Origin of the sequence: Klebsiella sp. 1SOBk5mer (assembly GCF_046603115.1) — a bacterium.
Classification (GTDB): Bacteria; Pseudomonadota; Gammaproteobacteria; order Enterobacterales; family Enterobacteriaceae; genus Klebsiella; species Klebsiella quasipneumoniae.
The window spans coordinates 182344-195748 of record NZ_JBKIUU010000007.1; the positions used below are offsets into that span (position 1 = coordinate 182344).

Below are 13405 nucleotides of genomic sequence, written 5' to 3' on the forward strand. Positions count from 1 at the left end.
GACGTAACCAGAAAGTGCTTTACATGAAAATAGATAAAAAAAAACCCCGCCGAAGCGAGGTTTCTGAATTTTGGTGGAGCTAAGCGGGATCGAACCGCTGACCTCTTGCATGCCATGCAAGCGCTCTCCCAGCTGAGCTATAGCCCCACAGGACCTCTTTACGAACCAAATCCGCTGGGTGCAGAATTTGGTGGAGCTAAGCGGGATCGAACCGCTGACCTCTTGCATGCCATGCAAGCGCTCTCCCAGCTGAGCTATAGCCCCGTAACGTAAAGCGTGTCGTGTTGACGGGCGGCATAATATGAATTCCTCGCTCAGGTGTCAACGGCAAAATTATCCTTCTCGATTCAATCGCTGAAAAAGCAGGCAACCTGCTGAGATTGCGAGCCTTATCGCAGCCAGAAGTTAAACAGGTCACCTTTTCCAGTAAAAGGATGCTATAACATGGACAGCTAATTCCCATACATTTACTCAGGAAATAGTATGCTCAAGGAACGAATGACACCTGAAGAAATCGCCCATCTGACCGGCTACAGCCGGCAAACTATCAATAAGTGGGTGCGGAAAGAAGGCTGGCAGACCTCTCCGCGGCCTGGCGTCCAGGGCGGTAAGGCGCGCCTGGTCCATGTCAATGAGCAAGTCAGGGAGTTTATCCGCAGCGCCCAGCGCGTGGCGGAGACGCCCGGCACCTATTCTCCCCACGACAGCGATCTGGAATCGCTGCTGCTGACCCTCTGTAAAGAACTCACTCCCAGCGAGCAGAAGCAGCTTATGTCGCTGCTGTTACGCGAGGGGATCACCGGGTTACTGCTTCGGTTAGGGATCCGCGATCGGTAAACCATGATGAAACTAAAAGATAAAATGACGCCCGCAGAGCTTGCCGACTGCCTGGGGCTGGCGAGACAAACGATCAATCGCTGGGTTCGTGAGAAGAAATGGCGCACGGAAACAATACCCGGCGTCAAAGGAGGCCGAGCGCGGCTGGTGGTCATCGACCAACCGGTGCGCGAGTTTCTGACGAACATTCCCGCCAGACGCCATCTGTTTAGCGAGAATCATCTCGCGGAATCGCCAGGCGCTTACCTGGTCAATGAAGCGGACGCGATCTGGCGGCAAATCACAGAAACCCTGCAACTGATGACTCCGGCAGAACAGCTGCAGCTCCGCGACCTGCTGGCCCGGGAAGGGATTAGCGGTTTTCTTGCCCGCCTCGGCATCGCCAGCCTGGCGTAACAGACAAAAAAAACGGCAGGGGTATCCTGCCGTTTTATCATCCAGGTCCCCGTCAGGACGCCTGGCCTTCGCGCTCAGCGATAAAAGCCAGCGCTTTATTGATACGCTCTACGCTACGGGACTTGCCGATTGCATGGACGGTAACGTCAAGCGCAGGAGACTGCCCTGCACCGGTAACGGCCACGCGCAGCGGCATACCGACTTTACCCATGCCCACTTCCAGCTCATCAGCGGTCGCCTGAATCGCGTGGTGGACGTTTTCCGCCGTCCAGTCGCTAATCGCCGCCAGCTTGTCGCGGACGACTTCAAGCGGCTGACGCGCTACCGGACGCAGATGTTTCTTCGCCGCGTCGGCGTCGAATTCAGCGAACTCTTCATAGAAGTAGCGGCAGCTCTGGGCAATCTCTTTCAGCGTTTTGCAACGCTCGCCCAGCAGCTTCACCAACTCGGCCAGCTGCGGACCGTTGCGGGTATCGATATTTTCCTGCTCAATATGCCACTGCAGATGCGTCGCCACATACTCCGCCGGCAGCGTATTGATGTAATGATGGTTCAGCCACAGCAGCTTGTCGGTGTTGAACGCACTCGCGGATTTGCTGACCGCCCCCAGCGAGAAGAACTCGATCATCTCTTCGCGGGTGAAGATCTCCTGATCGCCATGGGACCAGCCCAGACGCACCAGATAGTTCAGCAGCGCTTCCGGCAGGTAGCCATCGTCGCGATACTGCATCACGCTGACCGCCCCGTGGCGTTTGGAGAGTTTCTTGCCATCGTCGCCGTTGATCATCGATACGTGCGCGTATACCGGCACCGGCGCATTCAGCGCTTTAAGGATGTTGATCTGGCGCGGCGTGTTGTTGATATGATCTTCACCACGGATCACGTGGGTGATCGCCATGTCCCAGTCATCCACTACGACGCAGAAGTTGTAGGTCGGGGAACCATCGGTACGGCGAATGATCAGATCGTCCAGCTCCTGGTTGCTGAACTCGATAGGTCCGCGAATCTGATCGTCAAAAATAACCGACCCTTCCTGCGGGTTGGCGAAACGCACCACGCACGGCTCATCATCGGCATGATGCTCGTGGCTATGGCGGCAGCGCCCATCGTAACGCGGCTTCTCACCGTTCGCCATTTGCTCTTCGCGCAACGCTTCCAGACGCTCTTTTGAGCAATAGCATTTATAAGCGGTACCGGCTTCCAGCATCTCATCGATCACGTTGTTATAACGATCGAAACGTTTAGTCTGGTAATAGGGACCTTCGTCCCATTGCAGATTCAGCCAGTTCATGCCATCCATGATGGCTTCAATTGCTTCCGGGGTGGAGCGTTCGAGATCGGTGTCTTCAATACGCAGTACAAACTCACCGCCGTGGTTACGGGCAAAAAGCCAGGAATAGAGAGCAGTACGCGCACCGCCAACGTGCAGATAGCCGGTTGGGCTTGGCGCGAAGCGAGTTTTGATTTTCATGAATTGGCCTTACGTTTAATAAAGATGCCGATAGCCGGCAATGTCCGGTGGAAATTATGGGTCAATATTCTAACACCGTGGGCTGATTCCTCAATGTTGTTCCCGTCGGAACGTCGCGGTTTGCCGTTTTTGTTTATAAATCATGCTATGACGCCGCTTTTGCGATCGCTTTGTTTAATTTTACGACGAACGAACGAATTCTTTAGAAAAGGCGTTGACTCATTTTCAACTCTCCCTATAATGCGACTCCACACAGCGGGGGTGATTAGCTCAGCTGGGAGAGCACCTCCCTTACAAGGAGGGGGTCGGCGGTTCGATCCCGTCATCACCCACCACTACTTAACGTAGTCTCCGCCGTGTAGAACAGAAAATTGAGAAGTGGGTGATTAGCTCAGCTGGGAGAGCACCTCCCTTACAAGGAGGGGGTCGGCGGTTCGATCCCGTCATCACCCACCACTTTCTCGCCAGCTGGATTTTCTGTCAAAATGTGAAGTACCGAAGTGGGTGATTAGCTCAGCTGGGAGAGCACCTCCCTTACAAGGAGGGGGTCGGCGGTTCGATCCCGTCATCACCCACCACTTCGGGTCGTTAGCTCAGTTGGTAGAGCAGTTGACTTTTAATCAATTGGTCGCAGGTTCGAATCCTGCACGACCCACCAATGTAAAAAGGCGCCCTAAAGGCGCCTTTTTGCTATGCGCGGAACGCACGCTCTGGCCACGAGCCTCCCCGTGGCGATAAACCGCTATCAACGCTGATACAGCGGATCTTCAACCCTGGCGGCGGTGAGATTCTCCCCTTCTTCTCGCACGATTTCCCATAAGGCCTGGGCGGCGGTCGACAGCGAGCGATTTTTCCGGCATGCCAGCATCAGCTGCCGCTCCATTATCGGAGTGAGTCGCTTCACCGCCAGATGGCTTCCCTGCGGTAACGGCAGCGCCAGCGCCGGCAGTACGCTGATGCCAATTCCCGACTCCACCATCGGAAACAGCGTTGCCGGATGGCCAATCTCCTGCACAATGTTCGCCCGCACAGCCAGCCTGCTGAGAGCCGCATCAATCAGCGGACGGCTGCCGGAGGCATAGTCCTGCAGGATCAGTCTCTCATTCTGTAGCGCCTGCCATGGCACTTCAGTCAGGCTGGCAAAAGGATGATCCTCCCGGCAGAGCAGCAAAAAAGGTTCCGCCAGGACCACTTCACATTGCAGGTCCGCCGCCGGGCCAGGGTCAATCACAATGCCGAAATCCACTTCCCCCTGGCGAATACTCTCCAGCACCCACTGCTGGGGCCGGTCGTGCAGGACGAAATCGATATCAGGATAGCGACGATTGCTGTGGGCAATACACTGGGGAATAAGGTGGGCGGAAATCGTCTGACTGGCGGCAACCTTGACGGTGCCGCTCAGCTGCTGGCCTACCCGACCGGCATCGCGCAGCGTCACCGCCAGCTCATCGAGCAAACGCTCCAGCCTGCCTGCCAGCTGCTGACCCGCCTCGGTGAGGACCACCTCCCGGGTGGTACGGTCGAGGAGACGGACCCCGGTCTGATGCTCCAGCTCCTTGACGCTGTGGCTGACGGCCGACTGGCTTAAGCCAATCATCTCCCCCGCCCGGCTAAAGCTCCTGGCGCGGGCGACGGTAACAAATACTTTTAACTGACGCAGAGAGTAATTCATCTTTTTTATTCATGAATAGATGCAATAAATCAATTTTATTTCTCAAATCAAAAAAAGCACAATAACGCATCTCTTTTCAGGAGCGTTTATGAAACTTTTCCGCATTCTCGATCCGTTTACGGCAACCCTGGTCACCGTTGTCCTGTTGGCCTCATTCTTCCCGGCCCGTGGCGCTTTCGTCCCCTTCTTTGAACATCTGACCACTGCCGCCATCGCCCTGCTGTTCTTTATGCACGGCGCCAAACTCTCCCGGGAGGCAATTATCGCCGGCGGCAGCCACTGGCGTTTGCATCTGTGGGTGATGTGCAGCACCTTTATTCTCTTTCCGGTGCTGGGGGTTCTGTTTGCCTGGTGGGCGCCGGTGAAGGTCGATCCGATGCTCTACAGCGGCTTTATTTATTTGTGCATTCTGCCGGCCACTGTGCAATCCGCCATCGCCTTTACCTCGCTGGCCGGAGGCAACGTCGCGGCGGCGGTCTGCTCAGCCTCGGCCTCCAGCCTGTTGGGCATCTTTGTTTCACCGCTGCTGGTGGGTGCCCTGATGAACCTTCATGGCGCAGGCGGTAGCCTCGAGCAGGTCGGAAAGATCATGCTGCAGCTGCTGTTGCCTTTCGTGCTCGGCCATTTATCGCGGCCGTGGATCGGCAACTGGGTGGCGAAGCATAAGAAGTGGATTGGTAAGACCGACCAGACCTCGATTCTGCTGGTGGTTTACTCCGCCTTTAGCGAGGCGGTGGTGAACGGCATCTGGCATAAAGTGGGTCTGGGATCGCTACTGTTTATCGTGGTGGTCAGCCTGGTGCTGCTGGCCATCGTCATCGCGGTCAATGTGTTCGTCGCCCGCCGCTGCGGCTTTAACAAAGCCGATGAAATTACCATCGTCTTCTGCGGTTCGAAAAAGAGCCTGGCCAACGGCATCCCGATGGCCAATATTCTCTTTCCGACCTCCATCCTCGGCATCATGGTGCTGCCGCTGATGATCTTCCATCAAATCCAGCTGATGGTCTGCGCGGTGCTGGCGCGGCGCTATAAACAGCAAACCGATGCGCGTCTCGCTCAGGAAAAGGCCAACGCCGCCAAGGCTTAACGCGCTTTCTTCAGGGGCTGGACCAGATCGCTCAGCCCCTCGCTTTTAATCAGCAGGGTCAGCGCCATCAGCTCGCCGAGATGGCCGGCAGGGAATTGATCCTTGCGCGCGAACCACAATAAATACTCCTCCGGGACATCGATTAAACGACGCCCCTTGTATTTACCGAACGGCATCTCAGTATTGGCGATCTCGACCAGCTGCGCTTTATCCACGTTATTCTCCCAGCAGACGCATCATTTCGGCTTCGTCAATCACCTCGATGCCGAGCTCCTGCGCTTTCGCCAGCTTAGAACCCGCCGCTTCGCCAGCAATCACCAGATCGGTCTTCTTCGATACGCTGCCCGCCACCTTCGCCCCCAGCGCCACCAGACGCGCTTTGGCGTCATCCCGCGACAGCTGACTGAGGCTGCCGGTCAGGACGACGGTTTTGCCTGCAAACGGGCTGTCAATCTCATCCGCCTTCACCACCACCGGCGCCGGCCAGTGAACCCCTTCCGTCAGCAGCTGCGCGATGACATCGCGGTTGCTCTCTTCGGCAAAGAAGTTGAAGGTATGGGTGGCGACCACAATGCCGACATCAGGGACCTTCTGCAGCTCCTCAATGGAAGCCTGCTCCAGGGCCTCGAGGGTGCCGAAATGCGCCGCCAGGCCCGCCGCCGTCGCTTCTCCTACCTCGCGAATGCCTAAGGCGTAGAGGAAACGCGCAAAGGTTGTCTCTTTGGCTTTCTCGAGAGCGTTGACCACGTTTTGCGCGGACTTCGGCCCCATCCGATCCAGCCCGGTCAGTTTCCCTGCGGTCAGTCGGAACAGATCCGCCGGGGTATGGACGTACTCTTTCTCCACCAGCTGGTCGATTATCTTGTCGCCCATGCCGTCAACGTCCAGCGCGCGACGGGAGACAAAGTGCTTGAGCGACTCTTTACGCTGCGCGCCGCAGATAAGGCCGCCGGTACAGCGGGCTACCGCCTCGCCTTCCACTCGCTCAACGTCGGACTGACAGACCGGGCAGTGGGTCGGGAATTCAACATCCCGGGCATCTGCCGGGCGTTCGGAAAGCACCACGTTGACCACCTGAGGGATCACGTCGCCTGCCCGGCGAATCACCACCTTGTCGCCGATTTTCAAGCCTAAGCGTTCGATCTCATCGGCATTATGCAACGTGGCATTACTCACCAGCACGCCGGCGACATGGACCGGCTCCAGGCGCGCCACCGGCGTAATCGCCCCGGTGCGGCCCACCTGGAACTCCACGTCCCGGACGAAAGTCATCTGCTCCTGGGCGGGGAACTTAAAGGCCACTGCCCAGCGCGGCGCGCGGGCCACGAAACCTAACTGCTCCTGCAGCGCCAGCGAATCGACTTTGATCACCACGCCATCAATGTCAAAGCCCAGATGGGGACGATCTTCCTCGACTTTACGATAGTAAGTGAGCACTTCCTCGGGGGTATGACATAGGGTGACGCGATCGCTCACCGGTAATCCCCATGCTTTAAACTGCTGTAAACGGGCCGAGTGGCTGGCCGGCAGCTCACCGCCCTCCAGCACCCCAACGCCGTAGCAGAAGAAAGTAAGCGGTCGCTTCGCGGTGATGCGCGGGTCCAGCTGGCGCAACGAGCCCGCCGCCGCATTGCGCGGGTTAGCAAACACTTTTCCGCCGGTGCGTCGAGCTTCTTCATTGATTTTTTCGAACCCGGCCTGCGGGAGGAACACTTCCCCGCGCACTTCCAGGCGTGCGGGAATATTATCGCCATGCAGCCTGAGCGGGATGGTGCGGATGGTTCGCACGTTAGAGGTAATGTCCTCGCCGGTGGTGCCGTCGCCGCGTGTCGCCGCCTGCACCAGCACGCCGTTTTCGTAGAGAATGCTCACCGCGAGGCCGTCGAGCTTCAGCTCGCAGCAGTAGATGAGAGGGTCAGTGCTTTTCAGGCGATCCTGCACCCGCTTGTTGAAGGCCAGAAAGCTCTCTTCGTCAAACACGTTGTCCAGCGACAGCATCGGCACTTCATGGCGGATCTGGCTAAAGGCGGTCAGCGGCGCCGCCCCCACGCGCTGAGTCGGTGAATCCGGGGTAATCAGCTCCGGATGCTGGCTCTCCAGCTCGCGCAGCTCGCGCATCAGCCGGTCATACTCCGCATCGGGCACTTCCGGTGCGTCCATAACGTGGTACAGGTATTCATGATGGCGAAGCGTGGTTCGCAGTTCAGTCAGTTGTTGTTCGATCGGTTCCATATCACACCATCAATGATAAAAAACCCCCGACAGGCGGGGGTTGTGAAGGAGTTGAGATAACGCGGGACGTCAGGCGTTCGCGTCTTTCACTTCGCGAATACGATCCTGGTATTCACGCAGTTTTTGCGGCGTCATCATGCGACGCTGATCGTCAAGCACCACGCCGCCCACTTCATCGGCGATATACTGCGCAGACTGCAGCATCAGCTTGAAGTTCTGCAGTTCATCACCGTAGGAAGGGACCTGCATAAAGATAGTCACCCCAGGGGTCATCATATCCGCCATGCTGTCCGGATTGAAGGTCCCCGGCTTCACCATGTTGGCCAGGCTGAACAGTACCGGGCCGCTGCCGTCCGGGCTCAGATGGCGGTGGAAAATATTCATTTCACCAAACTTGAACCCGGCCTGCTGGATGCTATTGATAAGCACCTCGCCGTTAAGCTGCGCGCCATGGTGCGCGGCAACGTTCATCACGATGACCGTCTCTTTACGCTCTTTCGGCTGGGGCGCTGCAGGCTGCTGCGGCTCTGTCGGCTGCGGTTCAGCAACCGCGGGCTGCGGCGCGGCAACAGGCTGGGGCGCAGGCTGCTGCGGAGCGGCCGGCTGCGGCTGGGCGACGGCCGGGGTCACTGGCTGCGGCGCGACAGGCTGTTGCACAGCAGGTTGCGGCTGGTGTTGCGGCTGCGCGGGCGGCTGCGCGGGTTGCGGCTGTTGCCAGCCAGGCTGCGGAGCCGCATGCGGCGCAGACGGTTGTCCCTGCGGTTGTGCCGGGGCCTGGCGCGGCGGCGCCTGACGAACCGGTTCCTCAGGACGCACAGGCTGCTGCATCTGGCGCTCGTAAGGCGGCTGGTACTGGTGCTGCGGCGCCTGACGAGGGGCTTCATGCTCCCCATGCGCGCCGTGCGGAGCGTGAGTCACCGGATGAACGCGGACTTCACCTACGCCTTCAACATTATCATCAAAGTCGTCGTTTTCCGACTCATCGTCGCGCGACTTCATACGTTTCAGTGGGCGATCGCGAAACATCGAAGAACGTTCTTTACGGCTGGTCCAGAAACCATGTACCAGTAAAGCGATTATGGCGATCGCGCCAACAATGATTAATATCAGACGCAAATCCTGCATCATTATATTCTCTGTTGTTCTAACACCTTGCCACCACGGCAAACATTTACTCACTAAGAGTATTTGCCGATTACCTCAAGTGCAAGTGCGTCGGTCGCTTTCACCACATAAAGATGAACTAAATCGTGCTTTTTGCTGTTTTTTCGAACATTTCCTAACTGGTTATTGTCTGACGACCCGATAAAATAAGCGAGCATTCACACTGGATGTTCAAAAAGGAGCAATGCCTGGCTATGGTTTCATCATCCGCACCGACCCCGCGTAGCGGCGTATACTACTTTTCGCAGGGCTGGAAACTCATCAGGCTGCCGGGCATACGTCGTTATGTCTTCCTGCCTTTACTGGTTAACGTGCTGCTGATGGGCGGTGCTTTCTGGTGGCTGTTTACCCGTCTCGACAGCTGGATCCCTTCGCTGATGAGCCATGTGCCTGACTGGCTGCAGTGGCTAAACTACCTGCTGTGGCCGGTGGTGGTGCTGTCGATCCTGCTGGTGTTTGGCTATTTCTTTTCTACTATTGCCAACTGGATTGCCGCCCCGTTCAGCGGCCTGCTGGCGGAACAACTGGAAGCGCGTCTGACTGGCGCCACCCCGCCGGACGTCGGCATTTTTGGCATCATGAAGGATATTCCGCGCATCATGAAGCGTGAGTGGCAGAAGCTGGCCTGGTACCTGCCCCGCGCCATCGTGCTGTTGCTGCTCTACTTTATACCCGGCGTTGGCCAGACGGTGGCCCCGGTACTCTGGTTCCTGTTCAGCGCATGGATGCTGGCGATTCAATACTGCGATTACCCCTTCGATAACCACAAAGTCCCCTTCAGGACCATGCGCGAAGCGCTGCGCAGCCGCAAGGTGATGAATATGCAGTTTGGCGCGCTCACCAGCCTGTTCACCATGATCCCGGTGTTAAACCTGGTGATCCTCCCGGTGGCTATCTGCGGCGCCACCGCCATGTGGGTCGATTGCTATCGCGACAGACACGCCAGCTGGAAGTAACAGCAGCACCTCCCCTGGAGCGGCGAAAGCCGCTCCTTATATCTCACTTATTCCTTCTTGATCATCATTATTTCCCTTCCGCATATAGATATGCTAAATCCTTACTTCCGCATATTCTTTAAGCGGGTATGCTGATGCCGTACCCCCAAATTTCATACAGTTAAGGACGGGCCATGAGTAAGATTTTTGAAGACAACTCCCTGACTATCGGTCATACGCCTCTGGTACGACTGAACCGCATTGGTAACGGCCGTATCCTGGCAAAGGTAGAATCTCGTAACCCGAGCTTTAGCGTAAAATGCCGTATCGGCGCCAATATGATCTGGGATGCTGAAAAGCGCGGCGTACTGAAACCTGGCGTGGAACTGGTCGAACCGACCAGCGGCAACACCGGTATCGCCCTCGCCTACGTGGCGGCGGCTCGCGGCTACAAGCTAACGCTAACCATGCCGGAAACCATGAGCATCGAGCGTCGTAAGCTTCTGAAAGCGCTGGGCGCCAACCTGGTGCTGACCGAAGGCGCCAAAGGCATGAAAGGCGCCATTCAGAAAGCGGAAGAGATTGTCGCCAGCAACCCGGAAAAATTCCTGTTGCTGCAGCAGTTCAGCAACCCGGCTAACCCGGAAATCCACGAAAAGACCACCGGCCCGGAAATCTGGGAAGACACCGACGGTCAGGTGGATGTCTTCATCTCCGGCGTAGGTACCGGCGGTACGCTGACCGGCGTCAGCCGCTACATTAAAAACACCAAGGGCAAAAAAGATCTGTTCACTGTCGCGGTTGAACCGACCGATTCGCCGGTTATCTCCCAGGCGCTGGCGGGTGAAGAGCTCAAGCCGGGCCCGCACAAAATTCAGGGCATCGGCGCCGGCTTCATTCCTGGTAACCTGGATCTGAAGCTGGTGGACAAAGTGATCGGCATTACCAATGATGAAGCGATCTCCACGGCACGCCGCCTGATGGAAGAAGAAGGCATCCTCGCGGGTATCTCTTCCGGGGCCGCCGTTGCCGCGGCGCTGAAGCTGCAGGAAGATGAAGCCTTTACCAATAAGAATATTGTGGTTATCCTGCCTTCCTCGGGTGAGCGTTATTTAAGCACCGCGCTGTTTGCCGATCTCTTCACCGAGAAAGAACTGCAACAGTAGTGCCAGCTTGTAAATAATGTGTAAAAAAGCACCTTTTCAGGTGCTTTTTTGTGGCATACGTCAAAGTTTTACCCCTCCTGGCATTGATTCACCTCGTAGGGTCTGGTATTTAACCAGCACATTTATTTTGATGCGCGAAATTATTCAGAAGAGGATTTCCGCCAGCTGAATCGATTTTATGATTTGGTTCAAGTCTTCCTTTCGCGGCATAATGTTTAATGACGTGCTAGACGTCAATGGCCCGCAGGTCTTCGCAGCGCCAGGCGCTGCCGACGCCAAGGCCGGAAACGTAACGCCGGCGCTAACAATACAGGCTAAAGTCGAGTCGTTAGACTAGACTTTAGGTCCACAACACTAAACCTATAAGTTGGGGAAATATAATGTTCCAGCAAGAAGTTACCATTACCGCTCCGAACGGTCTGCACACCCGCCCTGCTGCTCAGTTTGTTAAAGAAGCTAAAGGCTTCACTTCTGAGATCACTGTAACCTCCAACGGCAAAAGCGCCAGCGCCAAAAGCCTGTTCAAACTGCAGACTCTGGGCCTGACCCAGGGCACCGTAGTAACCCTCTCCGCGGAAGGCGAAGATGAACAGAAAGCGGTTGAGCATCTGGTTAAACTGATGGCTGAACTCGAGTAAGTTCACGGGTTCTTTTTCATATCAGTCACAAGTAAGGTAGGGTTATGATTTCAGGCATTTTAGCATCCCCGGGTATCGCCTTCGGCAAAGCACTGCTGCTGAAGGAAGATGAAATTGTCATCGACCGGAAGAAAATTTCTGCCGATAAGGTTGATCAGGAAGTCGAACGTTTCCTGAGCGGCCGCGCCAAGGCCTCCGCCCAGCTGGAGGTCATCAAAACCAAAGCTGGTGAAACTTTCGGTGAAGAAAAAGAAGCCATCTTCGAAGGGCATATTATGCTGCTGGAAGATGAGGAGCTTGAGCAGGAAATCATAGCCCTGATTAAAGATAAGCATATGACTGCCGACGCGGCAGCCAATGAAGTTATCGACGGTCAGGCCACTGCCCTGGAAGAGCTGGACGATGAATACCTGAAAGAACGTGCGGCTGACGTACGTGATATCGGTAAGCGCCTGCTGCGCAACATCCTTGGTCTGGCCATCATCGATCTGAGCGCGATTCAGGATGAAGTCATCCTCGTCGCCGCCGATCTGACCCCGTCAGAAACCGCACAGCTGAACCTGAAAAAAGTGCTGGGTTTCATCACCGACGCGGGCGGCCGTACCTCCCACACCTCCATCATGGCGCGTTCCCTCGAACTGCCGGCCATCGTGGGCACCGGCAGCATCACGGCGCAGGTGAAAAACGGCGACTATCTGATTCTCGACGCGGTGAACAACCAGGTTCTGATCAACCCGTCCAACGAGCAAATTGAAGCGCTGCGTAATCTGCAGGCTCAGGTTGCGGAAGAAAAAGCCGAACTGGCGAAACTGAAAGATCTGCCGGCGATTACTCTCGACGGCCATCAGGTTGAAGTGTGCGCCAACATTGGTACCGTTCGCGACGTCGAAGGTGCTGAGCGCAACGGCGCCGAAGGCGTAGGCCTGTATCGTACTGAATTCCTGTTCATGGATCGCGACGCGCTGCCAACCGAAGAAGAGCAGTTTGCGGCTTATAAAGCGGTGGCTGAAGCCTGTGGCTCTCAGGCCGTTATCGTGCGTACCATGGACATCGGCGGCGACAAAGAGCTGCCGTACATGAACTTCCCGAAAGAAGAGAACCCGTTCCTCGGCTGGCGTGCTGTGCGTATCGCGATGGATCGTAAAGAGATCCTCCGCGATCAGGTTCGCGCCATCCTGCGTGCCTCCGCTTTCGGTAAGCTGCGCATTATGTTCCCGATGATCATCTCTGTTGAAGAAGTGCGTGCGCTGAAGAAAGAGATCGAAATCTACAAACAGGAACTGCGTGACGAAGGTAAAGCATTTGACGAATCCATTGAGATCGGCGTGATGGTGGAAACACCGGCTGCGGCGACCATTGCTCGTCATCTGGCCAAAGAAGTTGATTTCTTTAGTATCGGCACCAATGATTTAACGCAATATACTCTGGCAGTTGACCGTGGTAATGATATGATTTCACATCTTTACCAGCCGATGTCACCGTCTGTACTGAATCTGATTAAGCAAGTTATTGATGCTTCTCACGCTGAAGGTAAATGGACTGGCATGTGCGGTGAGCTTGCGGGCGATGAACGTGCTACACTTCTGTTGCTGGGTATGGGGCTGGACGAATTCTCTATGAGCGCCATTTCCATCCCGCGCATCAAGAAGATTATTCGTAACACGAACTTCGAAGATGCGAAAGTATTAGCAGAGCAGGCTCTTGCTCAACCGACAACGGACGAGTTAATGACGCTGGTTAACAAGTTCATTGAAGAAAAAACAATCTGCTAATCCACGAGATGCGCGGCCCAAATTACTGCTTAGGA

Annotated in this window: 12 protein-coding genes and 6 tRNA genes; 11 read left to right on the plus strand and 7 right to left on the minus strand. The window is 56.1% G+C overall.

Annotation, left to right across the window (positions count from 1 at the left end; all coding sequences use genetic code 11):
• Positions 1–71: 71 nt before the first annotated feature.
• Together ACLH1U_RS16945 and ACLH1U_RS16950 are read right to left on the minus strand one after the other, a co-directional pair.
• Positions 72–147, minus strand: a tRNA-Ala gene (locus tag ACLH1U_RS16945).
• A gap of 41 nt (positions 148–188) precedes the next feature.
• Positions 189–264, minus strand: a tRNA-Ala gene (locus ACLH1U_RS16950).
• 219 nt (positions 265–483) lie between these two features.
• On the opposite strand from ACLH1U_RS16950, the gene ACLH1U_RS16955 reads away from it, so the two are divergent.
• Complete coding sequence (locus ACLH1U_RS16955; protein ID WP_004202017.1) at positions 484–837, plus strand: YfeC-like transcriptional regulator; 354 nt, start codon at positions 484–486, stop codon at positions 835–837.
• A gap of 3 nt (positions 838–840) precedes the next feature.
• Positions 841–1233: a MerR family transcriptional regulator gene (locus tag ACLH1U_RS16960; protein ID WP_285202809.1), complete on the plus strand. Its 393-nt coding sequence runs from the start codon at positions 841–843 to the stop codon at positions 1231–1233.
• Positions 1234–1285: 52 nt separating this feature from the next.
• On the opposite strand, the gene gltX is transcribed toward ACLH1U_RS16960, so the two are convergent.
• Positions 1286–2704, minus strand: a complete 1419-nt coding sequence (gene gltX, locus ACLH1U_RS16965) for a glutamate--tRNA ligase (RefSeq protein ID WP_004202014.1) — start codon at positions 2702–2704, stop codon at positions 1286–1288.
• A 259-nt stretch (positions 2705–2963) separates the two neighbouring features.
• Between gltX and ACLH1U_RS16970 the strand changes: the two genes are divergently transcribed.
• From ACLH1U_RS16970 to ACLH1U_RS16985, 4 genes are all read left to right on the plus strand, one after another.
• A tRNA-Val gene (locus ACLH1U_RS16970) sits at positions 2964–3039 on the plus strand.
• 45 nt (positions 3040–3084) lie between these two features.
• Positions 3085–3160, plus strand: a tRNA-Val gene (locus ACLH1U_RS16975).
• A 46-nt stretch (positions 3161–3206) separates the two neighbouring features.
• Positions 3207–3282: transfer RNA gene (locus ACLH1U_RS16980), tRNA-Val, on the plus strand.
• Between the two features lie 4 nt (positions 3283–3286).
• Positions 3287–3362: transfer RNA gene (locus ACLH1U_RS16985), tRNA-Lys, on the plus strand.
• Positions 3363–3449: 87 nt separating this feature from the next.
• On the opposite strand, the gene ACLH1U_RS16990 is transcribed toward ACLH1U_RS16985, so the two are convergent.
• A complete protein-coding gene (locus ACLH1U_RS16990) occupies positions 3450–4376 on the minus strand; it encodes a LysR family transcriptional regulator (protein WP_060590115.1) in 927 nt (308 codons plus the stop codon).
• A gap of 88 nt (positions 4377–4464) precedes the next feature.
• Between ACLH1U_RS16990 and ACLH1U_RS16995 the strand changes: the two genes are divergently transcribed.
• A complete protein-coding gene (locus ACLH1U_RS16995) occupies positions 4465–5463 on the plus strand; it encodes a bile acid:sodium symporter family protein (protein ID WP_023290588.1) in 999 nt (332 codons plus the stop codon).
• Here ACLH1U_RS16995 and ACLH1U_RS17000 read toward each other — a convergent pair.
• From ACLH1U_RS17000 to zipA, 3 genes are all read right to left on the minus strand, one after another.
• Complete coding sequence (locus tag ACLH1U_RS17000) at positions 5460–5678, minus strand: DUF3820 family protein (protein ID WP_004202007.1); 219 nt, start codon at positions 5676–5678, stop codon at positions 5460–5462. The two genes, ACLH1U_RS16995 and ACLH1U_RS17000, sit on opposite strands and share 4 nt — an antisense overlap.
• A gap of 1 nt (position 5679) precedes the next feature.
• A complete protein-coding gene (gene ligA / locus ACLH1U_RS17005) occupies positions 5680–7695 on the minus strand; it encodes an NAD-dependent DNA ligase LigA (RefSeq protein ID WP_044524303.1) in 2016 nt (671 codons plus the stop codon).
• A gap of 69 nt (positions 7696–7764) precedes the next feature.
• Positions 7765–8823 carry a cell division protein ZipA gene (gene zipA / locus ACLH1U_RS17010; protein WP_411299353.1) on the minus strand — a complete coding sequence of 353 codons (1059 nt, stop codon included), beginning with the start codon at positions 8821–8823 and terminating at the stop codon, positions 7765–7767.
• Between the two features lie 230 nt (positions 8824–9053).
• Between zipA and cysZ the strand changes: the two genes are divergently transcribed.
• The 4 genes from cysZ (at position 9054) to ptsI (ending at position 13370) form a co-directional block, all read left to right on the plus strand.
• Complete coding sequence (gene cysZ, locus ACLH1U_RS17015; protein WP_065812245.1) at positions 9054–9815, plus strand: sulfate transporter CysZ; 762 nt, start codon at positions 9054–9056, stop codon at positions 9813–9815.
• A 173-nt stretch (positions 9816–9988) separates the two neighbouring features.
• Positions 9989–10960 carry a cysteine synthase A gene (cysK, locus tag ACLH1U_RS17020; protein WP_023290592.1) on the plus strand — a complete coding sequence of 324 codons (972 nt, stop codon included), beginning with the start codon at positions 9989–9991 and terminating at the stop codon, positions 10958–10960.
• A 380-nt stretch (positions 10961–11340) separates the two neighbouring features.
• On the plus strand, positions 11341–11598 hold the full coding sequence (gene ptsH, locus ACLH1U_RS17025; protein WP_002913505.1) for a phosphocarrier protein Hpr: 258 nt from the start codon (positions 11341–11343) through the stop codon (positions 11596–11598).
• Positions 11599–11642: 44 nt separating this feature from the next.
• Positions 11643–13370, plus strand: coding sequence for a phosphoenolpyruvate-protein phosphotransferase PtsI (gene ptsI, locus ACLH1U_RS17030; RefSeq protein WP_004201998.1), 1728 nt, complete (start codon positions 11643–11645; stop codon positions 13368–13370).
• Positions 13371–13405 lie beyond the last annotated feature (35 nt).